This is a genomic window from Bacillota bacterium LX-D (assembly GCA_031628995.1).
Classification (GTDB): Bacteria; Bacillota; DUOV01; order DUOV01; family Zhaonellaceae; genus JAVLUO01.
In genome coordinates, this window is sequence record JAVLUO010000002.1 from 1 (window position 1) to 26,176 (window position 26,176).

At 36.6% G+C, this 26,176-nt stretch carries 23 protein-coding genes and 2 riboswitches; of the genes, 15 read left to right on the forward strand and 8 right to left on the reverse strand.

Annotation, left to right across the window (positions count from 1 at the left end; genetic code table 11):
• The first annotated feature begins 534 nt into the window (after positions 1–534).
• The 6 genes from glgB (at position 535) to RDV78_02470 (ending at position 10,116) form a co-directional block, all read left to right on the forward strand.
• Entirely contained in the window at positions 535–2,439 is a 1,905-nt protein-coding gene (gene glgB / locus RDV78_02445; protein ID MDS1029361.1) for a 1,4-alpha-glucan branching protein GlgB, read from the forward strand.
• A gap of 39 nt (positions 2,440–2,478) precedes the next feature.
• A complete protein-coding gene (locus RDV78_02450) occupies positions 2,479–3,684 on the forward strand; it encodes a glucose-1-phosphate adenylyltransferase (protein ID MDS1029362.1) in 1,206 nt (401 codons plus the stop codon).
• A 70-nt stretch (positions 3,685–3,754) separates the two neighbouring features.
• Positions 3,755–5,188, forward strand: a complete 1,434-nt coding sequence (glgA, locus tag RDV78_02455) for a glycogen synthase GlgA (GenBank protein ID MDS1029363.1) — start codon at positions 3,755–3,757, stop codon at positions 5,186–5,188.
• Positions 5,189–5,205: 17 nt separating this feature from the next.
• Positions 5,206–7,176, forward strand: coding sequence for a glycoside hydrolase family 13 protein (locus tag RDV78_02460; GenBank protein ID MDS1029364.1), 1,971 nt, complete (start codon positions 5,206–5,208; stop codon positions 7,174–7,176).
• The gene (malQ, locus tag RDV78_02465) at positions 7,173–8,672 is read left to right on the forward strand and encodes a 4-alpha-glucanotransferase (protein ID MDS1029365.1); all 1,500 of its coding nucleotides are present in this window, start codon (positions 7,173–7,175) and stop codon (positions 8,670–8,672) included. Before RDV78_02460 ends, malQ begins: the two co-directional genes overlap by 4 nt.
• 163 nt (positions 8,673–8,835) lie before the next feature.
• Positions 8,836–10,116, forward strand: a complete 1,281-nt coding sequence (locus tag RDV78_02470) for an ArsB/NhaD family transporter (protein ID MDS1029366.1) — start codon at positions 8,836–8,838, stop codon at positions 10,114–10,116.
• Between the two features lie 67 nt (positions 10,117–10,183).
• Here the strand turns inward: RDV78_02470 and glgP are convergent, their stop codons facing one another.
• On the reverse strand, positions 10,184–12,724 hold the full coding sequence (gene glgP, locus RDV78_02475; GenBank protein MDS1029367.1) for an alpha-glucan family phosphorylase: 2,541 nt from the start codon (positions 12,722–12,724) through the stop codon (positions 10,184–10,186).
• Positions 12,725–12,878: 154 nt separating this feature from the next.
• On the opposite strand from glgP, the gene RDV78_02480 reads away from it, so the two are divergent.
• Genes RDV78_02480 through RDV78_02490 form a run of 3 tightly spaced genes read left to right on the forward strand, consistent with a single transcriptional unit; the run spans position 12,879 to position 15,410 of the window.
• Entirely contained in the window at positions 12,879–13,805 is a 927-nt protein-coding gene (locus tag RDV78_02480; GenBank protein MDS1029368.1) for a metal ABC transporter substrate-binding protein, read from the forward strand.
• Positions 13,789–14,550: a metal ABC transporter ATP-binding protein gene (locus RDV78_02485; GenBank protein MDS1029369.1), complete on the forward strand. Its 762-nt coding sequence runs from the start codon at positions 13,789–13,791 to the stop codon at positions 14,548–14,550. The genes RDV78_02480 and RDV78_02485 overlap by 17 nt, the downstream gene beginning before the upstream one ends.
• Positions 14,551–14,567: 17 nt before the next feature.
• The gene (locus tag RDV78_02490; GenBank protein ID MDS1029370.1) at positions 14,568–15,410 is read left to right on the forward strand and encodes a metal ABC transporter permease; all 843 of its coding nucleotides are present in this window, start codon (positions 14,568–14,570) and stop codon (positions 15,408–15,410) included.
• 65 nt (positions 15,411–15,475) lie between these two features.
• Positions 15,476–15,653, forward strand: a riboswitch (cobalamin riboswitch).
• Between the two features lie 267 nt (positions 15,654–15,920).
• Here the strand turns inward: RDV78_02490 and RDV78_02495 are convergent.
• Positions 15,921–16,046, reverse strand: coding sequence for a hypothetical protein (locus RDV78_02495; protein ID MDS1029371.1), 126 nt, complete (start codon positions 16,044–16,046; stop codon positions 15,921–15,923).
• Between the two features lie 191 nt (positions 16,047–16,237).
• On the opposite strand from RDV78_02495, the gene RDV78_02500 reads away from it, so the two are divergent.
• The 5 genes from RDV78_02500 to RDV78_02520 all read left to right on the forward strand — a co-directional run bounded on the left by RDV78_02500 (position 16,238) and on the right by RDV78_02520 (position 19,326).
• Entirely contained in the window at positions 16,238–16,399 is a 162-nt protein-coding gene (locus tag RDV78_02500; GenBank protein ID MDS1029372.1) for a hypothetical protein, read from the forward strand.
• Positions 16,400–16,722: 323 nt separating this feature from the next.
• Entirely contained in the window at positions 16,723–17,361 is a 639-nt protein-coding gene (locus tag RDV78_02505) for an energy-coupling factor ABC transporter permease (protein ID MDS1029373.1), read from the forward strand.
• Positions 17,362–17,371: 10 nt separating this feature from the next.
• Positions 17,372–17,689: a PDGLE domain-containing protein gene (locus tag RDV78_02510; GenBank protein MDS1029374.1), complete on the forward strand. Its 318-nt coding sequence runs from the start codon at positions 17,372–17,374 to the stop codon at positions 17,687–17,689.
• 30 nt (positions 17,690–17,719) lie between these two features.
• A complete protein-coding gene (gene cbiQ, locus RDV78_02515) occupies positions 17,720–18,505 on the forward strand; it encodes a cobalt ECF transporter T component CbiQ (protein ID MDS1029375.1) in 786 nt (261 codons plus the stop codon).
• Positions 18,502–19,326 carry an ATP-binding cassette domain-containing protein gene (locus RDV78_02520; GenBank protein MDS1029376.1) on the forward strand — a complete coding sequence of 275 codons (825 nt, stop codon included), beginning with the start codon at positions 18,502–18,504 and terminating at the stop codon, positions 19,324–19,326. Before cbiQ (RDV78_02515) ends, RDV78_02520 begins: the two co-directional genes overlap by 4 nt.
• Before the next feature lie 127 nt (positions 19,327–19,453).
• On the opposite strand, the gene RDV78_02525 is transcribed toward RDV78_02520, so the two are convergent.
• The 6 genes from RDV78_02525 to RDV78_02550 all read right to left on the reverse strand — a co-directional run bounded on the left by RDV78_02525 (position 19,454) and on the right by RDV78_02550 (position 24,494).
• Positions 19,454–20,305, reverse strand: a complete 852-nt coding sequence (locus RDV78_02525; GenBank protein ID MDS1029377.1) for an ATP-binding cassette domain-containing protein — start codon at positions 20,303–20,305, stop codon at positions 19,454–19,456.
• Between the two features lie 67 nt (positions 20,306–20,372).
• Positions 20,373–21,140: a cobalt ECF transporter T component CbiQ gene (gene cbiQ / locus RDV78_02530; protein MDS1029378.1), complete on the reverse strand. Its 768-nt coding sequence runs from the start codon at positions 21,138–21,140 to the stop codon at positions 20,373–20,375.
• 3 nt (positions 21,141–21,143) lie between these two features.
• Entirely contained in the window at positions 21,144–21,431 is a 288-nt protein-coding gene (locus RDV78_02535) for an energy-coupling factor ABC transporter substrate-binding protein (protein MDS1029379.1), read from the reverse strand.
• Between the two features lies 1 nt (position 21,432).
• Positions 21,433–22,182: an energy-coupling factor ABC transporter permease gene (locus tag RDV78_02540; GenBank protein ID MDS1029380.1), complete on the reverse strand. Its 750-nt coding sequence runs from the start codon at positions 22,180–22,182 to the stop codon at positions 21,433–21,435.
• An 11-nt stretch (positions 22,183–22,193) separates the two neighbouring features.
• Complete coding sequence (gene cobK, locus RDV78_02545) at positions 22,194–22,958, reverse strand: precorrin-6A reductase (GenBank protein MDS1029381.1); 765 nt, start codon at positions 22,956–22,958, stop codon at positions 22,194–22,196.
• A 354-nt stretch (positions 22,959–23,312) separates the two neighbouring features.
• A riboswitch (cobalamin riboswitch) is annotated at positions 23,313–23,497 on the reverse strand.
• A 523-nt stretch (positions 23,498–24,020) separates the two neighbouring features.
• Positions 24,021–24,494, reverse strand: coding sequence for a hypothetical protein (locus RDV78_02550; protein ID MDS1029382.1), 474 nt, complete (start codon positions 24,492–24,494; stop codon positions 24,021–24,023).
• A 592-nt stretch (positions 24,495–25,086) separates the two neighbouring features.
• Between RDV78_02550 and carA the strand changes: the two genes are divergently transcribed.
• Positions 25,087–26,154, forward strand: coding sequence for a glutamine-hydrolyzing carbamoyl-phosphate synthase small subunit (gene carA, locus RDV78_02555; protein ID MDS1029383.1), 1,068 nt, complete (start codon positions 25,087–25,089; stop codon positions 26,152–26,154).
• The last annotated feature ends 22 nt before the right edge of the window (positions 26,155–26,176 follow it).

The following is a 26,176-nucleotide window of genomic DNA, read 5'->3' on the forward strand; positions in this document are numbered from 1 at the left end:
AGTACATTAATTCTATTGAACCGCCGTATACCGAACGGTACGTACGGTGGTGTGAGAGGACGCTGAATTAATTAATTATTCAGCTCCTACTCGATTCTACTTCATGTTCAAATCCCCAAAATTTTATCACGGCTTGTGGAGGTAATCCACTTTGCACATTTAGTAGCATGTAGGAATATACTACCAAAGAATATTCTTGTTATTAATTTTAAAAAAAATATAGGTTAAAGTTCTAAAGCAGCCTCTGTAGACATAAGTTTAGATTTATAGTGGTCTTCTTGCCTCTTAGCTTCTGTACTAGAAAAATCCTTTCTTGGGCATAATTCTGATAAGAATACTATTGAAAGTTAATTAAAAACATAACTGTCAGCTGCCAGGTATAATTTGGCTGCTGTTTTTAGGTTCCGGTGCTATATTATGGAATAAAAAATTACATTTTTTTATTTAATCAAAAGGAATTATTTGGAAAAAATAGTAATATATTAAAGAAGCTAATTTGCCGTAGAAAAAAATACAAGAAAAGTAGGAATAGGAATGGATTATTTGACACATAACGACTACGATTTATATTTATTTCACGAAGGAACCCATTGTTTTAGTTATAAAATTCTAGGAGCTCATTTAATAGAACAAGATGGGGAAATGGGTGTTCGGTTTTCGGTTTGGGCTCCTAACGCTAGGGAAGTAAGGGTAGTTGGTAATTTTAACAATTGGAATGGCGTCAAACACTGCATGCAAAGGGTAAATAATACTGGACTATGGTCGATTTTTATTCCTGGTCTGGGCCAAGGTGAAATTTACAAGTATGAAATTCATACTCAGTACGGGCAGGTTTTACTCAAAGCAGATCCTTATGCTTTTTTTGCAGAGTGCAGGCCAAATACAGCTTCAATTGTTTATGAGTTAAATAATTATAAATGGCAAGATCAAGAGTGGCAAGAAAAGAAAGCCCCAAAAATATATAACCAACCGATGCTGATTTATGAGGTCCATCTTGGGTCTTGGAAATATAAGGATGGAAAACCACTAACATATCGGGAGTTAGCACAGGATTTGGTTAATTATGCTGTAGATTTAGGTTATACCCACTTGGAGCTTTTGCCTGTAGCAGAACATCCTTATGATGGCTCTTGGGGGTACCAAGCTACAGGTTATTTTGCTGTTACCAGCCGTTATGGGAAGCCAGAAGATTTCATGTATTTTGTGGACTGTTGTCACCAAAGAGGACTAGGTGTAATTATCGATTGGGTCCCAGGACATTTTTGTAAAGATGCTCATGGTTTATATAACTTTGATGGAACTAATTTGTATACATACCAGGAAACATGGCGCAGTGAAAATTGGGGTTGGGGTACCCAAAATTTTGATTTGGGCAGGCCGGAAGTCAGAAGTTTTCTGCTTTCAAATGCTATCTTTTGGCTGCAGGAATACCATATCGATGGAATCAGAGTAGACGCAGTAGCAAGTATGTTGTACTTGGATTACGACAAAAAACATGGTGAGTGGAGACCCAACAAATATGGCGGAAAAGAAAATTTGGAAGCAGTAGATTTTTTACAAAAACTAAATGCAACTGTTTTTAAATTTTTCCCCCATACTTTGATGATTGCTGAGGAATCCACAGCTTGGCCAATGGTTACTTGGCCCGCTTATGCAGGCGGCCTTGGTTTTAATTACAAATGGAATATGGGCTGGATGAACGATGTGCTGCGCTATATGGAAATGGATCCTATTTACCGCAAGTGGCATCACAATTTACTTACTTTTTCATTTATGTATGCTTTTTCGGAAAATTTTATCCTGCCGTTGTCTCATGATGAGGTTGTGCATGGGAAAAAATCTTTGCTAGATAAAATGCCAGGAGATTATTGGCAAAAATTTGCTAATTTAAGGTTGTTTTATGGCTACATGTTGGCACACCCAGGTAAGAAACTCCTGTTTATGGGCGCAGAATTTGGTCAGTTTATAGAATGGAATTACCAACAAAGCCTAGACTGGCATCTCTTAGACTATGAAATGCACTGGAAGTTAAAAAAATATATGCAAAGTATAAATAATTTTTATAAGCAAGAAAAAAGCTTTTGGGATTTAGATCACAGTTGGGAAGGCTTTGAATGGATTGATCCCCATGATTACTCCCAAAGTGTAATTACATTTATGCGCAAGGGACAGAAGGAAAATGAATTTATCATTGTCCTCTGTAATTTTACACCGGAGGTTAGATGGGTCTATCGCATTGGAGTGCCTAAGCCTGGCGAATATCAAGAAGTATTTAACAGCGATAAAGTAGAATTCGGAGGTTCCGGGCAAACTAATTCTCAGTTGTTAGAAACTGAAAATTTTCCTTGGCACAATCAACCCTACAGCTTGGAATTAAAGATTCCGCCTTTAGCGGTTATATTTTTAAAGCTTGTTAAGGAAAAAGTACATACAGATTGAGTATTTTATTTTGGCAAGAAAGCGCAAGGGGGAGACGAAATGACAAGAAAAAAAGAATGTGTGGCTATGGTTTTAGCCGGTGGCCAAGGAAGTAGGCTGGGTGTTTTAACAAAGAATTTAGCTAAGCCCGCTGTACCTTTTGGAGGTAAATATAGGATTATCGATTTCACCTTAAGCAACTGTACCAATTCAGGAATTGATACTGTAGGTGTTCTTACTCAGTACCAGCCTTTAACTTTAAATTCATATATAGGTATTGGCAGTGCCTGGGATTTAGATAGAAGAAATGGAGGGGTAACTGTTTTACCGCCTTATGTTAAGCAAAAAGGCGGAGAATGGTATAAGGGAACTGCTAACGCCATTTATCAGAATATGAACTTTATTGCTCAATACAATCCAGAGTATTTATTGGTTCTCTCTGGAGACCATATTTATAAAATGGATTACTCTAAGTTAATTGAATATCATAAGTTAAAAAAAGCCGCAGCAACTATTGCTGTTATACCAGTTTCTTGGCAAGATGCCCATAACTTTGGCGTTATGGAGACAGATTCAGGAGGTAGAATCATAAACTTTGAGGAAAAACCAGAATGCCCCAAAAGCAATTTAGCTTCTATGGGCGTATATGTTTTTAACTGGAAAACATTAAAAAAATATTTAATTGAAGACGAAAAAGATCCCAATTCATTTAATGATTTTGGCAAAAATGTTATTCCTTTAATGCTTAAATCCCAGGAAAAAATGTATGCTTATGCTTTTCAAGGTTACTGGAAGGATGTTGGTACTATTGAAAGTTATTGGCAGGCTAACATGGATTTGTTGAGTCCTGCGCCTCAATTGAAGCTTAACGATCCTTCCTGGAAAATATACTCTGTTAATCCAGTGTTGCCACCTCAACATATTGCCTCAACTGCTAAAGTGAGTAACTGCTTGATTAGCGAAGGATGTGTAGTCTGGGGTGAGATAACAAATTCAATTTTATTTCCTGGTGTTTACGTTGGAAAGGGAACTGTTCTAGACAATGTAATAATTATGCCCAATGTTAAGATTGGAGAAAACATTATCTTAAAAAATGCAATTGTAGGTGAAGGCACAGTCATTGGCGACGGCTGCCTAATTGACGAAAACAGCCCAGGTGCTCATTTAGTTTGCTCAAGAGAAAAAAATATTTTGGTAATTGAAGAACAGAGTAGATTATACAGCTTAGCATCTGCTGTAGATGAAACCAAACTTCCTGTAGCTTAACATTGTAGGAAATAACTTTAAAGTGGAAATGAATTTAGCTGTTCCGCTTGGATGGATGAAGGGTGAGATAATGCTAAAAGTACTTTTTGCAGCATCAGAAGGGGTACCTTTTGCCCAAACTGGGGGGCTGGCAGATGTAATTGGTTCTTTGCCCAAAGAGCTCCTAAAACTAGGCGTAGATGTTCGCATAATTATGCCTAAATATGGCATAATACCCTCGGTTTACAAAGATCAATTTCAAAAGTTGGCAACCTTTACTGTCCCGTTAGCCTGGCGGAAACAGTATGGTGGTTTAGAAAAATATGAATATGCAGGATTAACTTTTTATTTTATAGACAATGAATATTATTTTAAACGGGGTGGCTTATACGGCTACGGCGATGAAGGCGAACGCTATGCTTATTTTAGCCGTGCCGTCCTGGAAGCTTTGCCCCATTTAGATTTTAAACCAGATATTTTACACTGCCATGATTGGCAAACTGCTTTAATTTGTTTTTTTCTCAAGACTCTGTACCATAACATTCCCTTCTACCAGAACCTGAAAACTCTTTTTACTATTCACAACTTAAAATATCAAGGAGTTTGTCCCAAGGTTGTTTTAACAGATATCCTTGGGGTTGGGTGGGAATATTTCACAAAGGATTCTTTAGAATTTTACGATCAGGTAAATTTTCTTAAAGGTGGTTTAGGCTACGCTGATTTAATTACAACTGTTAGCAAAACCTATGCTGAGGAAATAAAAACAGCTTATTATGGGGAGCAGTTAGATGGACTGTTGCGGCAAAAGAGTGATAAATTAACAGGTATTATTAATGGCATTGATTATACTAACTTCGACCCAGCAATGGACGAGAATTTGTCAGTTCCTTACTCTTGGCAAAATTGTACTTTAAAACAACAGAATAAAAAATTTTTGCAAGAAAAATTAAATTTGCCTGTAAGAGATGTACCTCTTATAGCTATAATTGCTCGTTTAGTGAGTCAAAAAGGTTTAGATTTAATTGCTTGTGTTTTAAATGAAATCTTAGCTCAGGATGTGCAGCTAGTAATTTTAGGTACAGGTGAGTATAAATACGAAGAACTCTTTCGCTGGGCAGCACAGCACTATCCTAGCAAGGTTTCAGCCCAGATCACTTTTAATAATTCTTTAGCCCGGCAAATTTACGCCGGTTCGGACCTGTTTTTAATGCCTTCTTTATTTGAACCTTGTGGTTTGGGACAGATGATTGCTTTACGGTATGGCAGTCTGCCCATTGTCAGGGAAACAGGTGGTTTAAAAGACACGGTACGCCCTTTTAATGAATTTACAGGGGAAGGCAATGGATTCAGCTTTACCAATTATAATGCCCATGACATGCTGTACACAATAGAGAGGGCTCTTTCCTTTTACTACAACAAGGACCTATGGTGTCAGTTAGTGCAAAACGCCATGCAAACAGACTGCAGTTGGCAGCGGCCTGCCCAAGAATATCTTAAATTATATAATCTTGCAACTCTAGCTTAAGAATGAGGTTGATTGGAATGAACAAAATCCATATTTTTCACAATTCCCACGATGCCTTTTATCGGTTGCCTTTTGGAGCTGTACCTTGTGAAACTAAAATACTATTACAAATTGAGGTTACATCTGTTGAAACAATTAACAATGTGTATTTACGTGTATGGAAAAGTTTAGAGGCCCAAGAAGAAAAAATACCAATGGTACTTGCCAAAGAGTCAGGTCAGAAAAAAATTTATCAAGCACAGGTAACTGCCCCTCCTAAGCCAAATGTATTATGGTATTATTTTATGTTAAATGTTGGAGATAGGACTTATTATTACGGAAATAATGTTTTTAAAAGAGGGGGTATTGGTCAAATTTGGCAAACAACTTCCTTGCCATCTTATCAAATTACTGTTTATAAAAAAGATTTTACAGTTCCCCAGTGGTTTAAAGAAGGGATTATGTACCAAATTTTTGTAGACCGTTTTTATAATGGGGGGGAAGATGGAAAATTTTTAGATTGCAAAAAAAATTCTTATTTCCACAGTCATTGGGATGAAACACCCTTTTATATGTTTCACCCTTATACAGGCAAAGTTATTGGATTTGATTATTTTGGCGGCAATTTACAAGGAATTAGCCAAAAATTATCTTATTTGAAAGAGCTTAATATTAATACTATTTATTTAAATCCTATTTTTGAAGCAGCCAGCAACCATAAATATGATACAGGAGATTATAAAAAAGTCGACTCCATGTATGGCACGGAGAAAACATTACATGCTCTTTGTACAGAGGCGAAGAAACTAGGCATTAATTTAATTTTAGATGGAGTTTTTAGCCACACAGGCAGCGACAGCATTTATTTTAATAAAGAAGGAAGCTACCCTAGTGTAGGAGCATATCAATCCCCTAATTCCATTTATTTTTCCTGGTATCGTTTTGGAAAATACCCTACCGAATACGAATGCTGGTGGAATGTAGATACTCTTCCTAATGTGAATGAATTAGAGCCTTCCTATTTAGAATATATTATTACTGGTGAGGATAGTGTTTTAAAGCATTGGATGCGCCAAGGCGTTAAAGGTTGGCGCTTAGACGTAGCAGATGAGTTGCCTGATGAGTTTATCCAAATTTTTCGTAAAACCTTAAAGGAAATAGATAAAAATGCTATTCTGATAGGTGAGGTTTGGGAAGATGCCTCAAATAAAATAAGCTATGATCGGCTGCGGCAATACCTCTGGGGTGATGAGTTAGATTCTATAATGAATTATCCCTTTCGTAATATTACTATAGACTTTGCATTGGGGAGGAAGGACGCTACCAGTACTCACTTAGCTTTAATGCAGCTTTACGAGAATTATCCCTTAGAACATTTTTATGCCAACATGAATTTGTTGGGAGGCCATGATGTTGCCAGGATTTTAACAGTTTTAGGGGAAGCACCTCCTGAACATACTCTATCAAAAGCGGAAAAAGCTAACTATAAACTGCCACCGGAAAAGCATCAATTGGCGGTAAAAAGGTTAAAGTTATTAACACTTTGGCAAATGACTTTTCCAGGTATACCTTGTATTTATTATGGCGATGAAGCTGGTTTAGAAGGGTATTCAGATCCTTTTAATAGAGCTCCATATCCGTGGGGTAAAGAAAACTATGAACTTTTAAATTGGTATAAACAAATTACGACACTACGCAGTAAAAATGATGCACTTAAAACAGGAAAGTGGATTTGCTGTATTGCCCAAGGTGATATTTATGGTTATTTGCGCACAATCGAGGAAGGAAAAGATGTTTTTGGCCAAAAAAAACAGAACCAGACTTTTTTAGTGTTGTTTAATAGAAATACGGAACAAAAGATTAATGTAAAAATAGATGTAAGCCAATGGTGCTCAGGTAAGTTAAGAGATGTACTTAAGTATGAAATTTATAAACCTATCAACGGTTCTTTAGATATTACCCTTGCTCCCCTAGAAGGCAAGCTTTTATTAGAAGAGGCCGAAGTATGATCTTAGAAAGAGGGGCCGGTGTTTTACTACATCCTACATCTTTACCGGGCAAATGGGGAATGGGTGAGTTAGGCAGTGAAGCTGTTGCCTTTCTAGATTTTCTGCAGAAGAGCAAGCAAAAATATTGGCAGATTTTGCCTTTAAATACTGTGGGAGAATACTTTTCCCCATATCAATGCTATTCGGCTTTTGCTGGCAATCATTTATTAATTTCTCTCGAAAAACTAGTTCAACAGGGGCTTTTGGCAAAAGACGATCTAGCAGTGGAGAATGTTTTTGACACTAAAAAAATTGATTATAATAGGGTAAGATCTTTTAGAGAAAAATTGCTAAAAAAAGCATTTGCCCAATTTCGTTTGCAGCCAAAAGATCAATTTTATTGGCAGTTTGTTCAAGAAAATTGCTACTGGCTGCGGGACTATTGCTTTTTTATGGCTTTAAAAGAGTACTTTCAAGATGCTCCTTGGAACAAATGGGATCAAAAAATTGCTTTTAGAGAAGAAAAGGCTTTAGCATATTACCGAAAGCTCCTTGCTGCAGAAATTGAATACCACCAGTTTTTACAGTTTGTTTTTTTTCAACAGTGGCTGGAGGTTAAAAATTATGCTGGAAAACTGGGCATAAAAATTATTGGGGATTTACCTATTTTCGTTGCCCATAACAGCAGCGATGTTTGGGCTCATACCCAACTATTTAAATTAGATGCCCTAGGCAATCCTGAAAAGGTAGCAGGTGTGCCTCCCGATTATTTTTCCCCTACAGGCCAGCTGTGGGGTAGCCCTGTTTATAATTGGAGTGAGATGGAAAAAGATACATACCGATGGTGGCAGGAAAGGTTTAAGTTTTTATTAAAATTAGTAGATATTTTGCGAATTGACCACTTTAGAGGTTTTGAAGCTTATTGGGAAATACCAGGGAGTGCTAAGACTGCAGCCGAAGGAGAGTGGGTCAAAGGTCCCGAATCTAAGTTTTTTGCTGCTGTGGAAAGAAGTTTAGGCCCTCTTCCTGCCATAGCAGAGGACTTAGGCTTTATTACCCGTAAAGTAATAGAGTTAAAAGATCAATTTTCTTATCCAGGCATGAAAGTACTGCAATTTATACTAGGGGCTGGGGAAGAAGCTGATTATAATTTTGCTAATTACGATAAAAATAGTGTTATTTATACAGGAACCCATGATAATGACACAACCCTAGGCTGGTATGAAAAAGTTATTAAAGAAAATCCTATGCTTAAACAGCTTTTTAAAAAATATTTACAGCTAGACTCTAGGACACCTAAAGAAGAAAAGGTTTGGCAATTTATTAAATTTGCCTATGAAACTAAGTCTCAAGTAGCAATTATTCCTTTACAAGATATTCTTTCTTTAGGCAGCGAAGCTAGAATGAACTATCCTGGTACTACTAAGGGCAATTGGCAGTGGAGATTTGCCAAAGGAGACTTAACAAAAGAAATTGAGAAAAAATTAAGTTCTTTAGTCAAAATATGTGCACGCTAAGGCAATTTTATTATTGCGAAAGATAGATAATTGTGCTATTTTAACTTAATAAGGAAGCTGAATTATGGAAAAATTTTGACTTAGGCAGGGAAGTCAAGTAAATTGATTTTCCATTTTTATTTATGTTCTAAGTTTTAATTAGACAAGACCAAGAGGTGACGATATGTCCAGCGTTCTTGTATTAACTATCATAATATTTATAGGCACTTATGGACTGATTATTTCTGAAAAAATTCATCGTAGTATTGTTGCTATGTCTGGAAGTCTATTAATTTTATTTTTAGGCATTCTTAATTTTAAAGAGGCTAAGGAATACATCGACCTTAATACCATAGGGCTTTTAATCGGTATGATGATTATTGTCGGTGTTGCTAAAAAGACAGGTATATTTGAATATTTAGCTGTACAAGCAGTACGCTGGGCCAAGGGTAGGCCGGTTAAAATCTTGCTTGCTTTATCTGTTATTACAGCTGCTATCTCAGCTTTAATGGATAACGTAACTACAGTACTTTTAATTGTACCTGTTACGATTTCAATTACCCAGTCCTTACGGCTGAATCCTTTTCCTTTTTTAATTTCGGAAGTGTTAGCTTCAAATATTGGTGGCACAGCTACATTAATCGGAGATCCTCCCAACATCATGATTGGTAGTGCAGTTCCCCACTTGAGCTATCTAGACTTTGCAGTAAACCTGGGGCCGGTTTGTGTTGTAATTTTAGTTGTCACTGCTTGGCTAATTAGCCTTATTTACCGCAAAGAATTAGTTTTTAATGCTGAATTGTCTAGGAGCTTTATGCAGCAAGCTCCTAATGAACAGATTAAAGACTATTCACTAATGAAAAAATGTTTATTAGTCTTTAGTATAGTTGTCATAGCTTTTTTACTTCACCAGTTTTTACACTGGGAATCTTCGATTATAGCTTTAGCTGGAGCTTTTTTATTACTGATGATTGCCAGGGAAGATCCTGAAGAAATTTTATTAACTATAGAATGGCCTACAATCTTTTTCTTCATTGGTCTTTTTATTTTGGTGGGTGCTTTGGAAAAAGTAGGCGTAATTCATGCCTTAGCCGTAGGAGCTTTAGATTTAACAGGGGGAAATTTAGTAAGCACAGCTTTGTTAATTCTTTGGCTATCGGCTATTGTATCTTCTTTTTTAGACAATATTCCCTTTGTGGCTACAATGATCCCCTTAATTAAAACCCTTGGAGAATTAGGCGGTATTTCTAATCTCGATCCTTTATGGTGGTCTTTAGCTTTAGGAGCATGTTTAGGTGGCAATGGAACATTGATTGGTGCTTCCGTCAATGTAATTGTTGCTGGGATAGCTGAAAAAAACGGGATTCCAATTTCCTTTATGCGGTTTACTAAAGTGGGCTTTCCTTTAATGATAATTTCAATTATAATTGCTACGATTTATGTGTACCTAAGATATTTAATTTAACTAAAACAATAAGCAGGCAATTTGGCATAATAAAAACACCAAATTGCCTGTTGAAGTTTAAGCAAATTTAGGTTAGATTTATCCATTTAATTAAAGGAAGTTCAAAGGGATGAGCGAAATTAATTGAATTAGGACGAATACGTAGTGCATAACCTGATGTTCCCGAAGTTAAATTAATGCTACCTTTGTACAGAAATAGTTGAGGCTCCATTTCCTGGACAGAGTTCATGGGAATTAATTGAGGGTTTTCTAGGGACTGATTTTGCACCTTTCCATAAAGAATTTCCACAATAACTTCCTGGGGTTTGAGCTGGCCAAGCTTAACTGGGACTGTCAATTCTAGTTTTTTCCCTGCTGCAAGCAAGTCTGTAGTGTTAACCTGCACTTTTAAGGATTCTATATTTGCCCAATTGGCCAGGAGCCTTTCCTTAAATTGCTGCTGCTCTTTGGCTTTAAGGAAATTATTGGCTGTAAATTCCTTTTCCCTTTGAGCCGCTTTTAAGTAATAATGTGTATAATATTCTTTTACCATGCGCAGAGTACTAAAATACCAAGGGATGGTAGCTAAACAGTTTTTCATTAGATTAATCCATCCTATAGGCAGACCATTAATCCTTTCGTAATAACTGGGAATAATATTTTGCTCTAGTAACTCAAATAAGGAAGAAACGTCTTCCTGATCCTGTAAATCCTCGGAAGGATATAATTTAGCTATACCTATGCCAAAACCATTTTGACCATTGTATGCTTCAGGCCACCAGCCGTCTAAGGTACTGCAATTAATTACTCCATTTACGGCTGCTTTCTGACCGCTGGTACCGCTGGCTTCCAAAGGATATCTGGGAGTGTTTAATAAAACGTCTGCTCCTTGAACTAAATGGCGTGCTAAATTTATATCGTAGTTTTCCAAAAAAAGAATTTTCCCTTGAAATCTTGGGTCTTTTTCCAAATCGCATAATTGTTTTATCATCTGTTGGCCCGGCCTATCTTCAGGATGTGCTTTCCCGGCAAACATGATAACGACAGGTTGCTGAGGATTATTAACTAATTTAGCCAAGCGTTCCTTATCCCTTAATAAAAGAGTAGCTCTTTTATAAGTTGCAAAACGTCGGGCAAAGCAAATTAGCAATGTATCCTTTTTTAGATAAGCTGTATACCTCTTGCCTACCTCTGCTGTCTCAAAATTGCGATTTAAACGGTTCAAAATATTTTCACGGGCAAAGGCCAGCAGTTTTTCTTTGAGTAGAAGATGTGCTTGCCATAATTCTTCATCTGGTATGTCGTAAACTTTTCTCCACTGTTTTGCTTGGGTAATATTTTTAATCCAGTCACTGCCCAAATGTTTTTGAAATAGCTGCTGCATTTCTGTGGCTGTCCAGGATGTTGTATGAATTCCGTTGGTAATATAGTGGATGGGCATTTCCGAAAAGGGAATGTCTGCATACAAATCGGCAAAGATTTTTTTGGTGCTTTGACAGTGTATTTTACTAACTCCATTGACAAAACTTGAATAGTTAAGGGCCAATTTGCTCATATTGAAACCATTTCTTTGGCTGTCCCAACAAAGTGAAATTAAACTATCACGATTGATTCCTATTTTCTCATAAAGGTGACCAAAATAGTGATCAATCATTTCTACGTTAAAAACATCATGTCCAGCTGGAACAGGGGTATGAGTTGTAAAAATAGTATTGGCCTTAACGACCTCGCAGGCTGTAGGAAAGTCCAGCCCTTTTTGTACAAGTTCCCTAATTCTTTGGACAATTACAAAAGCGGCATGGCCTTCATTTATGTGCCAAACATTAGGTGAAATATTCAGGGCCCGTAAAGCTTTAACACCACCGAACCCGAGAATTATTTCTTGAGATAGACGGATAGACTGATCTCCAATATATAGTTTGGAAGTAAGCAAACGGTCATGGGGACTATTTAAAGCTAAGTCTGTGTCCAAATAATAGTTTTTAATACGCCCAATATTTTGTTCCCATACTTTAACGTAGACAAGCCTTTCGGGAAATTCTAGAGTAATAATTACTTCCTGGCCGTTAGGGAGGCAAGCAGGTTTAATTGGCATTTGGCTAGGATCAAGGGAGGAATTATGTACCTCCTGCCAGCCTTCCCCATTGATTTGCTGGCAAAAGTAGCCTTGCTTATAAAGAATGCCAACGCCAACTAAAGGAATGCCTAAGTCGCTGGCTGCCTTACAATGATCCCCGGCTAAGAGTCCTAAACCTCCGCTGTAAATAGGAGTTGATTCATGTATGCCAAATTCTGCAGAAAAGTAAGCAATTAAATCTTCATGGCCCGGATAATTTTTTTCATACCAGGTGCTGCCTTGCAAATATGTAGCAAAATCAAGCATAACTTTGTCGTACATATTTAAAAAAACTTGGTCATTACTTGCTGATTGAAGTTTTTCTTGCTTAATATTTAATAAAAATTCTACTGGATTATTGTCAGCCTGCTTCCATAAATCAACGTCTAGATAAGCAAAGAGGGCTTGGGTTTCCGGATGCCAGCTGAACCAAAGATTATAGGCAAGTTTACTGAGCCCGGATATTCTTTTAGGGATTTCAGGCAGTAGAGAAATAGTGCGAAAAGGGTACATCGGACACCTCCTAGGAAAATAAATATGTGCTTAACTCTTTATGCATTTTACGTTAATACTTTTCAGAATATGACCCAGATTACTTGACAAAAAAAAATAATAAGTTTAAATTAGTAAGTAATGACTACTATTGGAAAATGGGAAAGGAGTATTTATGAACACTTTAATTAAAAGGTCTAAGGCAGCTGTTCTGCTGGTTATACTTATGGTAAGCATTTTGACCACGGGTTGTGGCAAAGAAAATGCTCAAGTGTCAAGCGACCACCCGAAAAAAACAATTGTTACCTCTTTTTATCCTATGTATATTATGGCTTTAAATATTACCGAGGGTGTTTCTGACGTAGAAGTAGTTAACCTTACTAAGCCTATAACCGGCTGCCTCCATGATTACCAATTAACTCCCCAAGATGTAAAAACATTGGAAAATTCGAAGATTTTCATAGTTAATGGAGCAGGAATGGAATCTTTTTTAGACGAAGTAATTAAGCAGTTGCCAAACCTTAAAATTATTGAAGCCAGTAAGAATATTCCTCTAATTAAAAATCAGGATGGTAGTACAAATCCCCACGTTTGGGTAAGCATTAGCAATTATATCCAGGAGGTTAAAAATATCGAGGAACAGCTTGCTGTACAAGATCCCGATAATCAAGAAAAATATCAATCCAATACGGAGAAATACGTCCAAAAACTTGAAGCACTACGTTCCAAAATGCATCGAGAATTAAAAAGCGTTGCTGGTCGGGACATAATTACTTTTCATGAAGCATTTCCTTACTTTGCTAGAGAGTTTGGCTTGAAGATTGGTGCGGTTATTGAGAGGGAACCTGGGTCCGAGCCTAGCGCTAAAGAAATAGCAGAAACTATTAAACTTGTTAAAAAGAAAAATATACAGGCGCTTTTTGCAGAACCCCAATACCCAGATAGTGCTGCTCAAACTATTGCCAGAGAAACTCAAGCTAAAGTTTATATTCTCGACCCCAGTGTGACAGGGGATCAGTCGGCAGATAGCTATTTGCGAATTATGGAAGAAAATTTACGAACCTTAAAAGAGGCTTTAGTACGTGATGGAAACCAAACATAAATCGGGGTTAGTTAATGTAACTTGCGGCGGCTTATGTTGTACAAAAATACGGGACATACAAGTTACTCGGGGAAAAACTACAATACTACATGATGTAAATCTGCATATTCACTGTGGAGAATTAACAGCTCTTATTGGCCCCAACGGGGCAGGCAAGAGTACTTTGCTGAAAGCAATTTTGGGTGAAATTCCTCATCAAGGGAAGGTAGACTTTGTTTCTGCCGCTGGTAATATTGCCAGAAATCCAGTTATAGGTTATGTGCCTCAACATTTAGAATTTGATATTGGTTCGCCTATTAGTGTTTTGGATTTATTTTTTGCGAGCAAGACAGGTTCGCCTGTTTGGCTTTTTAACTCCCATAAATTGAGGCTCCAGGTACTAGAGAGTTTAGGTAGGGCCAAAGCAGAGCACCTTATTGACAAAAGGTTAGGTAATTTATCAGGAGGGGAGTTGCAGCGGGTACTATTAGCTTTAGCTTTAGAGCCTGTTCCTGATTTACTGCTTTTAGACGAACCTGTATCAGGTGTCGATTTTAAAGGAATTGGCTTATTTTACGAAATGGTTTCCGATTTGCGCAGACAGTTTGATTTATCAATTATACTAATTTCACATGATTTGGGACATGTTGCCAAATATGCTGACCGCATTGTATTTTTGAACAAAACAATTCAATGCGAGGGATCTCCTGAAGAAGTATTCAGGAACGATAAATTTATCGAAACTTTTGGTTATGTTAATATATAGACCCGGAGGCATCTCGAATGTTAGAAACCTATTATCTTTTAATGGAAAAGGTTTTGCCTTTTGCATGGGTCCAGCATCTTTTTATGAAAAATGCTTTTTTAGCTGTGCTCTTAATTACCCCTGTCTTTGGCATATTGGGTACGATGATTGTTAATAATCGGATGGCTTTTTTTGCAGATGCTTTAGGGCATTCAGCTTTAACGGGAATAGCACTAGGTGTAATTTTAGGATTAGTCAATCCTTTATGGGCTATGCTGCTCTTCTCAATTTTTTTAGCTGCAGCTATAATTTATGTTAAAAACTTTGTAACAACTTCCACAGATACTATTATTGGGGTCTTTTCTACAACTGCTGTAGCCCTGGGCATTGTTATTTTATCTCAGGGAGGAGGTTTTAATAAATATTCCCAATATCTAATTGGAGATTTATTAAGTATCTCGCCGGAAGAGATTAAGATCTTATTCTATGTTTTTTTAGGAGTGTTGCTTTTCTGGGGAGTATTATTTAACAAGCTGTTGATAGTAAGTTTAAATCCCACTCTGGCTAGAAGCAGAGGAATTAAGGTGCAGTTCTTAGAGATTTTCTTTGGAATTTTAACTGCTATAGTTGTTACAGCCGCAATAAAATGGGTAGGACTATTAATTATTAGTTCCTTGCTGATCTTGCCGGCAACAACTGCCCGTAACCTAGCTGGAAATGTACGGCAATATCACTTTTTGTCCATTGCCTTTGCCTTAGCATCTGGCATAATAGGTTTAATTTTCTCATATTATTGGGGAACTGCAACAGGTGCAACTATCGTATTGTGTGCAGCTTTATTTTGTATTATTACCTTCGGAATAAAATTACTTCACCCCTAAATAATTAAAAATAATTTTAAAAAAACATTGCTTTTTTTACGAAATTGTACTATAATATAGTTAATCGAATATGAAAATTAACAGGTGCTTTTGGAAAGCTTAAAAGGGAAGTCCGGTGAGAATCCGGCACGGTCCCGCCACTGTAATGGGGAGAAGCTCACATATGTCACTGGTGCAAACTGGGAAGGCGTGAGTTTTTTATGAACCATAGTCAGGATACCTGCCTGTTTTTGAGTGTAAAACCTAACTACGGGTTAATAGGAGGTTTGCTTTAATTTGTTAATTTTTCCTCCGGCCCTTAAAGCCGGATTTTTATTTGATAGAATTAAATACCACTGATACGCCCCTTCTGTAGATTCTTCAATTGCAGTGTATACCTAATACCCCCTAATATTAGGTAATATAAATTGAAAGAGTGAGAGGGGTATTTTTTTGCTCTAAAAATAAAAAAACAGGCAATTAAGTTGAAGACAAATACTCAATTGCCCGTTTTTAAAAAAGTATTTCTCCTTATTTGGTATAAGCCAATAAAATAACTTCTTTGCCGTTATGCTGGGCAAGTTTTGATTCAGCACTTTTGAGAGTGTTTAAATCTTCTTCTGACAAATTGGCAAAGTTATAATCTTCACGAGACATTTATACAAAACCCCTTTCTAAACATAATTGTTGTTGTTCTATCATCAGTATTTATTTTATTAATAATGTTTATACCCATTTTAATAGTCTGTTAAATATTTCCTAATAAAAATTTGACGGCAAATAATAGTTTCTACTTAAAGGCAAATATGCTATCCTAAGATTGAAACTAAAATAAAAGAGGTTCGCTTATGAATATGGTAATTGCCTGTACCGGACAAGGCAGAGAAAATATGTATGCGGGAACTGCCACAGACTTAGGCTATTTAATTGGAAATACAGTTTATAATTCCTTGACAAGCGGAATTGAGACTTATTTGGAAACTAAAGGGAAACCGGTTTATTGCAAATAAAATTTAAAAATAATGCAGGAATAATATATTTATTGTAGAATATATATCATCTAAATGGATTAAATACCATGAAGGTATTAAATATCATGAAAGTATTAGGTACCATGAAGGTATCAGGAAATGCTTGAAATGTTTTCGTGTTAAATCAAAACGTTTAAGCTAGCAAACCTGTAGTATTAAATTTTATATTTCTAGTAATAATCGACCAAGAAGGTCTTGCCTTGAATGAAGAGTAAAGGTAGGTTTTTTTGGTCTTTTTATTTTCCCTTTTTTTTGCCTGCATAGCAGGACTAATTATTTTAAATTATTTGGAGGTGTGTTAAATGCATATACCAGACGGTTTTTTAGATGCAAAAACATGGATTAGTACAGCTGTATTAAGCGGCGGTACTTTAAGCTACGGAATAGCTAAAACTAAACAAGTGCTTAATGAAAGGCAAGTACCTAAAATGGGTGTTATGGCAGCCTTTATTTTTGCAGCACAAATGATTAATTTCCCTGTTGCCGGAGGAACTTCAGGACACTTAATTGGCGGTGCTTTAGCTGCTATCACACTAGGGCCTTGGAGTGCTTCTTTAATTATGGCTACTGTACTCATCATCCAGTGTTTATTTTTTCAAGATGGGGGCTTAACTGCTTTAGGAGCTAATATTTTCATAATGGGTATCGTTGCCCCTTTTGTTGGTTATAGTGTTTATAAAATTATAGTTGGAAACTCCCAAGCTAAAGGAAGGGTGTTTATTGGTACATTTTTAGCTGGTTGGAGTTCAACTTTTATTGCTTCCCTAGTATGTACTTTTTTAATCGTAATATCCAATACTGTACCATTAAAGGTAGCCCTTCCGGCTATGGCTGGCTGGCATGCTTTAATTGGAATTGGTGAGGGTATTATTACGGCTATTGTTATTAGCTATTTAAGCAAAGTTAGAGCTGATTTAGTGTTTAATTCTACAAAGGTATGAGGTGGTTAACATGAAAAAAGAAATTTGGTATGGTTTGCTAGTGGCTCTTTTAATTGGTGTTTTCCTATCTCCTTTTGCTTCTTCAAGTCCTGATGGCTTGGAACGGGTAGCAGAGGATAAGGGTTTTTTAGCTAAATCAGAAGGCAGAGAAGTTGTGGGGGCTCCAATGCCTGATTATGTTCTCCCGGTTATTTCTAACGAAACTGTAGCCGGTAGTGCAGCGGGAGCAGTGGGAACTATTATTACTTTTGGAGCTGCCTACGGCTTGGCTAAAATTGTTTCGAAAAAAAATAAAAAGGTTGATCATTTGACCCAAAGTACTAAATAAAACTATAACAGAGAAGAAGAGTTGAGAGACATGGAGCTAATTAAAAACAATCTGGCGGTAAATACTAACTTTTTAGTTCAGTTAGATACAAGGGTTAAAATTATTTCTGTTTTGTTGATAATAGTTATAGCAACTAGTTTAAAGACTATTAATACCCTAGCTATAGCAGTGAGCCTTATGCTCTGTCTGTTAATCTATACCAGGGTGCCCTTTAGAGAATGTTTAACAAGAATTCTTTGGGTTCTTCCTTTTGCTGGTGTTATGTTGATTTTAATGCCCTTTGTTACTCCAGGCCAGGAAGCAGCTGTTTTTTCTTTAGGAGCTTGGAAAGTTGCCGTTACTCAGCAAGGAATTGCAAAGGCTTTTATGTATACGGGGCGGGTTTTAACTTCTGTTTTAGCTTTAAGCTATTTAACTTTAACTACCGATTTAAGTGAGCTGCTCCATGGTTTGCGGAAGGTGGGTTTGCCAGCAATTTTAGTTAATTTATTGGCTTTTACTATTCGTTATTTTTCCGTATTTCAGGAGGAATTAGAGCGTATGAAAGTGGCTCGGAAAGCCCGTGGCTTTCAGGCCGGCAAAAGTCTTCTCGATGTGCACACCATGCGCACTTTAGCAGAGCTTATAGGCATCTTATTTATTCGTTCTTATGAACGAGGAGACAGGGTATATAATTCTATGTTGGCTCGGGGCTATACAGGGGAGTTCTCCTGCTGTGGACACTGCCTTCCTTCTCTGAAGGAATGTTGTGCAGGTATAGTACTAGTAATACTTGTTTTAGGATTAAAAGCTATAGAACTAGGAGGGTTTATTTGAATATTATAGAAATTGAAAACCTATGGTATCGTTATAGCGATGGCACAACAGCACTTAAAGGAATGTCTATGGCTATTCCGCAAGGCAAAAAAACTGCTTTGTTAGGCCCTAATGGAGCGGGAAAATCCACTATATTGCTGCATTTTAATGGCATTAATTTGCCTCAAGAAGGCAGTGTCAGGGTTCTTGGGAAGGAAATAGATCGTGAAACGGAGCGCTGGGTTCGAACTAAAGTTGGCTTAGTTTTTCAAGATCCCGATGATCAGGTTTTTGCCTCTACAGTTTGGGAAGATGTTGCTTTTGGTCCCACTAATTTAAAGCTAAGTCACCAGGAGATTGAGCACAGGGTGGAAGATGCTTTACAAGCTGTGGGAATGCTTGATTTAAGAAACAAGGCTCCCCATCATTTAAGCTATGGACAGAAAAAAAGGGTAGCCATTGCTGGCGTATTGGCTATGAAACCGGAAGTTATTGTAATAGATGAACCAGTTGCCTATTTAGATCCTAAAGGGAAAAGCATTTTGTTTACTATCCTTAATGAGCTTCATGCTTCCGGAACCACTATTGTGATTGCTACCCACGATGTGGATTTGGCAGCTGAATGGGCTGAAAATATTATTATTATTAAGGACGGACAAACCTTAGCTTCAGGAGATACGAGTTTACTAACCCGAGCTGACTTAATCCAATCTGCTGATCTGCAGTTCCCTATTGTGACTAGAATATTTTTGGGGCTGCCGGAGTTGCAGTTAAAAGAAGCTCCCCGGACCATTGAAGGAGCAATAAAGACTCTTAAAGATATTCTCAAGTTAAATCAATAAGCAAAGTAAATTAGTAAAATAAATCAATAAGTAAATTAATAGACAGATAAATTAAGGCAATTATCCTTTGAAGGTGCTCTAGGGATAATTGCCTTTAAATTATTTTAACCATACCAATGATTTGTCATTAAATTACCTTGTCATTATCTGGAAGGAGACTGGCGAACAGCTCTTCCTTACTTTTAGGGAGAGGAGCGTTCGGCTCAACTAAACAGCGGCTTTTTAGCTCTTCAAATACCTCTACCAACCAAGGCTTGGCCAAGTCTGCTGCAGCTAGCAACTCTTTATCTTTAAAAATAGCGGCGGGAGTACCGTGGCCAGCAATTCTTCCTTTTTTAACAACGTAAATATAATCGGACCAGCTATAGGCTAAGTCTATGTCATGGGTTGATAAAATAATCGTTTTTCCTTGTTCGTTGAATTTATCTACTAAATCCATAATTTCTTTAGAATGCCTTGGATCTAACCAGGCTGTCGGTTCATCAAAAATTAATACCTCAGGCTCCATAGCAATGATATCAGCTATAGAAACTCTTTTTTTCTGTCCGTAACTTAATAAATGTGTAGGCTTGTGCTGGAGATGGGTAATTTCAGTAGCATTCATAGCTTCTTCAATTTTTGATAATACTTTAGCTTTTTCCCAACCCAGATTTAGAGGCCCAAAAGAAATTTCCTGTTTAACATTGGCAGAGAATAACTGACTGTCAGGGTCCTGGAAAACTATGCCTACATTTTTCCGAAGTTCAATTAAATCCTTGTGTTTGTAAGAAATATTTTGCCCAGAGTAACGAATATTTCCCTCAGTAGGCTGTAGAATGCCGTTAAAATGAAGAAACAAGGTGGATTTGCCGGCACCGTTAGGACCTAAAAATGTAATTTTTTTACCTCTTTCGATGGAGAGACTCACTCCATTTAAAGCTTTGGTTCCATCTGGGTAAGCATAATTTATGTTTACAGCTTCTAGTATATAATCAGCCAATGACTACTACCTCCAAAAATCCTAAATTTTCAACTACAGCCCCAAATACACATCTTACACAGCTATTCTATACGAAAAGAGCAGCTGACACAAAAAAAATTATCAGAAAGGTAATTAATACTAAATTTTTAGCTGATAAAACATATTCATTTTCCAAGACATTAATCTCGTTTGTGTAACATCTGGCGAACATAGCAGTTGTCATTTCCTCCGATTGCTGATACGCTCTAGAAAATAAGTTGGCAGCTAGAATTCCAATGGAATAATAAGAATTTTTAAAGCTGGCATAACCAAGCCTAGTTCCCTGGGATGTTTTCATTTTTTCTACCGTATCTAGGAGTATAAAAATAAATCGATAAATAAGAGCCATTAATTCTAAAAAAAGTTTAGGAACTTTGCATTTGCGCAGTACATAGATAATGTCAAGCATAGGAGTCGTCAGTGCTAAAAAGTATAAGCAGCTGACGGCTCCTAAGGATTTTAAAAAAATGTTTAGGGCAGTAAATAAACTTGCAAAGTGAATACCAAAAGCAACGGGTCCTATGTTCAAACCAATCCAAAAGTCAGTAGGTGCTTTTTCAATGGAAAGAGCAATTGTTAAAGTTCCAATTAACAAAAAGGCAAAAGGAACTAACATTAGCTTATAATAATAGTTTAATGGTATTTTAGCTAGACCTACTGTTAGCAGCAGCATAATCCCAATTATTAAAATAGAAATGAGATTAGAACTGGTTGCTAGGCAAATAATAAGCAGCGAAATAGCTAAAATAAATTTTTCAAGAGGATGAACAGTAAGTAAATTATTTGCGTAAGCATATTGGTCGATTTTTAACATTGCTTATTCCGCCTTATGTTTAACTTTACCTCGTAAAGTACCTAAATAGTAGCCTAATAAACCGGCACCTAGAGCAGCTTGCAAAGCAAAGAGCAGACTTTCTACTTCTCCACTAGGTGGTTCCCAAATTGGAGCAGCCCAAACATGATAATTGGGTTGTAATTCTGTAATAGCTTCTTCTGCCTGACTGTCAGCGCCGCTAAATGCTGCACTTTTATTAACAAATAAAGGTACTGCGGCTAAAAAAACAACTAAAGCAATTAAAATCATATTTTTAACAACAGTTCTCATTCTAGGCCCCCCTATTAATAATGGAAAGTTGTTTAAAATCCGTTGAGTTATACTTAGAAAGAGTATTGAAAATAATTACTGTTAAAATACCTTCGCTTATTGCTAAGGGAATTTGGGTTAAAGCAAAAACACTTAAAAATTTCATTAAAGATACGGTAAAACCTCCTACTGGCGACGGAAAAGCTAAGGCCAGTTGAACAGAGGTAACTATGTATGTTAATAAATCACCTAAAGCAGCAGCTAAAAAAACTGAAAGGGAAGTAGGAGTCCCTATTTTTTGCCCTGCTTTATAAATACCGTAAGAAATTAGTGGACCTGCGACAGCCATGGAAAATGCATTGGCCCCAAGAGTTGTTATTCCCCCGTGGGCAAGGAGCAAAGCTTGGAAAAGTAAAACAATAATTCCTAAAACCGTCATTGGTGTAGGTCCAAAGATTATGGCACCTAGGCCGACACCTGTTGGATGAGAAGAGCTGCCAGTAACTGAAGGTATTTTCAAAGCAGAAAGCACAAAGGCAAAGGCACCGCAAACTGCTAACAACATTTTAAGGTTGGGATGCTCTTTAGTAATTTTAGTAATGGAAATAAAGCCGTAAATTAGAAAGGGCAATGTAGCTGCAGCCCAGATTAAACACCACTTAATAGGTAAAAAACCTTCCATAATATGCATGGCGTAAGCTGCTTGGGGAACACCTGAAAAGATTATTAGTAAAGGTAAAATACATTTAAGATTTAACTTATGTAGTTTCAACTTTTTTCACCTCATCGAATAGCTTTTTTCACTGTTTGCATCAGAGTAAGATAATCTTTAACTTCTAAGTGGCAGCTAAAAGTAGGTCTCTTAATGATCACCAATGGTATTTTTAGCTCAAGTGCGGCAGAAATTTTAGTATCAGTTCCGCCAGCGCGTCCGCTTTCTTTAATCACAACTACACCGGCGTTAAAAGTTTTAAACATTACCCGATTCATTTCTTTGGAAAAAGGACCTTGCATAGCAATAATATCTTTTAATTTTAGACCAAAATCTTGACATTTTTTTAGAACCTTATGATCCGGCAAAACCCTAACAACGATTCTTTTGCCTGGAGCAGAGGGATGCTCTAAAAATATTTCTAAATTATTTGTTCCTGTAGTTAGGAAGATAGAATTGCCTAACTCGAAAGCCTTATCTGCACCTTCCTGCCAAGTAGTGACAGTATGGATAAGAGAGTTGTTTGGAATTTTTACTTCCTCACGCACAAAGTGTACATGAGCAATATCCTTGCTCTGACATAGTTTGCTAATCATTTTTGATGTCTGAGTGGCAAATGGGTTTGAGGCATCTATAACAAAATTAATTTTATTTTTTTCTAAGATAGCACTAAGGTTTTCAAAGTTAAGTTCTCCTGGGAAAATTTTTTCCCCTTTTTCCTGGGCTATGTCCCTGCCGTAGTCAGTAAAGGCAGCAGCCATAACTTCTAGTCCTTCATGCTGTAATAAATCCAATATATCTCTGCTTTCCTTTGTTCCTGTTAGTACTAAAATCACCCTTGCTCCTCCTTGAAAAAATCTCTAAGTTGCAAGTAACATAAAAAAGTCCCTAGCTAAATCGCCAGGGAGGAAGTACTTAAAAAAGGGTAGCCTTACCTAACCACCTCCCATAAAGTAAAGTGATTAAACAGGCCGGACTGCTGCTTCAGGCATCAGCAGGTATTTAAGTTGTCGTCCGTTCATTTAAATACCCTCACCTTTAGAGCAAAAAATAAATCCATTTAATCTTTATCCCCCAAGATAAAGTACCTATCATAATATTAAATTCTAAAATTAAACCCTCTGCAGGATAGGCAGAGGGCAAATCGAACTGATAAAGAATTCAATTAGATTTACGCCTATCTTCGTAGGTGTATATCAACTTAAAACCTCAGGTTTCCTGACTTCAGGTCACTGCCTTTTTATAACCTTCCCAGGCTTACACCCAGTGGTACAATATAAAAAGACTACCTCTTTACAGTGGCGAGACCGTGCCAGATTTACACTGGCTTCCCTGCTGTTTTTGCCAAAAAAGCAAAACTTGTTTTAAGTAATATTAAGTTCTATATAATTTTAACATAGTGTGCAAGGGAGTGACAATACTTTATTTTGCGCATTTAAAGTTCAAACCTGATGATATCCTTGTGGAACTAATGGATATTGATTGTTCGATAATTAATTTTATTTTACTATTACTGATCCATTTGGCAGGAGGATTATCACTCCATCTACCGGAATACACTACTTGTTCGTAAGAGAATGTTTACAATCACGTGTAGTGCGGCCAGGCAAGGTCGTTAATTCTAGTGGGTGAAACCCCCACCTGAGTAATGCCTGAACAGCAACTCCGTAGCTAGTTTTTGAGACTTGTAGGGCAATGTTGGAGAACAACCCGAGCATCCGGTGAAGTTCTGCCGGTATTATTGCTATGAAAATATGACATGATATATAACTCTTTCTTATTTAAGACGTTATATATTATTCGCTCTTTTAAATTATTTTTCTTATATAGAACGTATCACTTGATTGCAACAAGTTGAGCTTGCCTTTAGAAACCCCTAGATATTGCTCAAATCATTCTTAAAAAATAAATTGGTATAATTTTAAATGGTTATCTACAGAAAGATATGCTTTTGTTCTAGTATTTTTTATTGATTTTACGTCAATAACATAAATAGATCCGTCTGGCCAAATAAATAATTCACCGGAGGGAAGCTTATCTTTTTCACGTAAATCGACAAATAATAAGCCTTTTTCTTGTAATTTTCTCCCATTTTGCATAAACTTTTTTTCTTCTTGTACTGTTAATTTTTTAACAGTAACATCTTTTAATTGATTTAGAATTTTATTTATCTGATTCGAATTTCTAAAGATGTATTTTGGAGTTCCCTCTTGTTCTAAATAGACTGATATAGTGTTTATTTTTTCTTTGTTTAATATTAGTGCATCTAATTTAGTCTCTTTTATGGGTTGATTTTCCTTACTGCAAGCAGCTATGAAAAATAAAAATAATATAATGATTACTGTAGTTACTCCAATAGTTTTTTTATTCACTTTTTACGAAACCCCCATCTCAGAAAATATAAATTTATAAGAAAACCTCCATAACTACAGAGGAGAAAAGCAATCTTAAGCTTTTCCATGAAGATAATATCTTGTTTAGGAATCAAGATGATTATTGTTCTTATATATAAGACAAATGCAAATCGAAAAAGTTCCAAAAAGTTTAAAATAATTTTGAAAAAAGCTTAAAAAAATAAATATAAACACCGATGTAAACGCCAACAGGTAAAAAACTTGACTTGATCTATTTCTCAGGTTAAAATATAAAAGATATCTACAATTTGATATTTGCTCCTTTAAAACTAGTACTGCGAGACTAGTAAGGAGGTTGAGCTTAATTAATCAAGACTTATTAAAGACTTATTTAATTAGTTTTTTATGCCTTCTTGCCGCCTGCAGGAAGGCTTTTTTAATCGGCATAACCAGTTAGGTGATGCATAAAAAACTTATTTCTTGTATAAATAGCAAAAATATATTGATTTTTATTAATTTTTATGCAAAAATTTGCATAAGTATAAATGCAAAAAATGTTTAAGAATATCCTTAGTTAATATACCTCAATAAAGATAAAGGTGGCGGTATTATGCAGGGACATTTAGTATTGGAAGATGGCAGTGTTTTTAGCGGGAAAGCTTTTGGCTGCCAAGGTAAAAGAATAGGTGAAGTAGTATTCAATACTTCTATGACAGGATATCAACAGATTTTTACAGACCCATCATACTGTGGACAGATTATTACCATGACTTACCCTTTAATTGGCAATTACGGAATTAATCCTGAAGATATGGAAGCAAGTAGATCCTTTGCCCAAGGGATTATTGTACATGATTTATGTACAAAGCCGAATAACTGGAGAGCAACTAATACCTTAGAAAATTTTTTAATAGATCAGGGGCTTATTGGATTATCTGGTCTAGACACTAGAGCTTTAACCATTCACTTAAGGCAGTTCGGCAGCTTACGGGGGATCATTGCAGCGGGTGAATATGATTCTCAGGAACTGCTGGTAGAATTACAGCAGGCAAAAAATGTGGATCAATCATTTGTGAGCAGGGTTTCGACGTCTAAGCCATATACTTTGCCAGGGGGACCTTGTCATTTGGTTGTTATTGACTTTGGCTCAAAACAAAATATTATCCGCTGGTTTAATCAAAAAGGCTGTACAATAACAGTTGTTCCCTATAATACCTCAGCAGAGGAAATTTTAGCTTATGAACCCCAAGGAGTTATTTTATCTAATGGTCCTGGGGACCCTCAAAATGTCCAGGAAGTCACGGAAAACATTCTAGGTCTTTTTGGCAGGGTTCCAGTCTTGGGTGTTTGTTTAGGTCATCAACTTTTAGGTTTAGCCTTAGGTGGAAAAACTTTTAAACTTCATTTTGGCCATAGAGGAGGCAACCATCCGGTACAAGATGTTCAGACCAGGAAAGTATTTATGACATCCCAAAATCATGGCTACGCCTTGGAGAAAGAATCACTTCCAACAGATGAAGTTGAAGTTTCTCATATTAGCTTATTTGATGAAACAGTTGAAGGTTTAAGGCACAAAAAACTGCCGGTCTTTTCCGTTCAGTTTCACCCAGAGGCAGCGCCTGGGCCTCTAGATAGTGCTTATATTTTTCAACAATTTTTAGATATGGTTCTTAGTTAATTTTAACGGAGAGAAGGGAAAA

Coding starts and splice junctions, on each gene's coding strand:
- glgB (MDS1029361.1), top strand. CDS start 535: ATGGATTATTTGACACATAACGACTACGATTTATATTTATTTCACGAA.
- RDV78_02450 (MDS1029362.1), top strand. CDS start 2,479: ATGACAAGAAAAAAAGAATGTGTGGCTATGGTTTTAGCCGGTGGCCAA.
- glgA (MDS1029363.1), top strand. CDS start 3,755: ATGCTAAAAGTACTTTTTGCAGCATCAGAAGGGGTACCTTTTGCCCAA.
- RDV78_02460 (MDS1029364.1), top strand. CDS start 5,206: ATGAACAAAATCCATATTTTTCACAATTCCCACGATGCCTTTTATCGG.
- malQ (MDS1029365.1), top strand. CDS start 7,173: ATGATCTTAGAAAGAGGGGCCGGTGTTTTACTACATCCTACATCTTTA.
- RDV78_02470 (MDS1029366.1), top strand. CDS start 8,836: ATGTCCAGCGTTCTTGTATTAACTATCATAATATTTATAGGCACTTAT.
- glgP (MDS1029367.1), bottom strand. CDS start 12,724: ATGTACCCTTTTCGCACTATTTCTCTACTGCCTGAAATCCCTAAAAGA.
- RDV78_02480 (MDS1029368.1), top strand. CDS start 12,879: ATGAACACTTTAATTAAAAGGTCTAAGGCAGCTGTTCTGCTGGTTATA.
- RDV78_02485 (MDS1029369.1), top strand. CDS start 13,789: ATGGAAACCAAACATAAATCGGGGTTAGTTAATGTAACTTGCGGCGGC.
- RDV78_02490 (MDS1029370.1), top strand. CDS start 14,568: ATGTTAGAAACCTATTATCTTTTAATGGAAAAGGTTTTGCCTTTTGCA.
- RDV78_02495 (MDS1029371.1), bottom strand. CDS start 16,046: ATGTCTCGTGAAGATTATAACTTTGCCAATTTGTCAGAAGAAGATTTA.
- RDV78_02500 (MDS1029372.1), top strand. CDS start 16,238: ATGAATATGGTAATTGCCTGTACCGGACAAGGCAGAGAAAATATGTAT.
- RDV78_02505 (MDS1029373.1), top strand. CDS start 16,723: ATGCATATACCAGACGGTTTTTTAGATGCAAAAACATGGATTAGTACA.
- RDV78_02510 (MDS1029374.1), top strand. CDS start 17,372: ATGAAAAAAGAAATTTGGTATGGTTTGCTAGTGGCTCTTTTAATTGGT.
- cbiQ (MDS1029375.1), top strand. CDS start 17,720: ATGGAGCTAATTAAAAACAATCTGGCGGTAAATACTAACTTTTTAGTT.
- cbiQ (MDS1029378.1), bottom strand. CDS start 21,140: ATGTTAAAAATCGACCAATATGCTTACGCAAATAATTTACTTACTGTT.
- RDV78_02535 (MDS1029379.1), bottom strand. CDS start 21,431: ATGAGAACTGTTGTTAAAAATATGATTTTAATTGCTTTAGTTGTTTTT.
- carA (MDS1029383.1), top strand. CDS start 25,087: ATGCAGGGACATTTAGTATTGGAAGATGGCAGTGTTTTTAGCGGGAAA.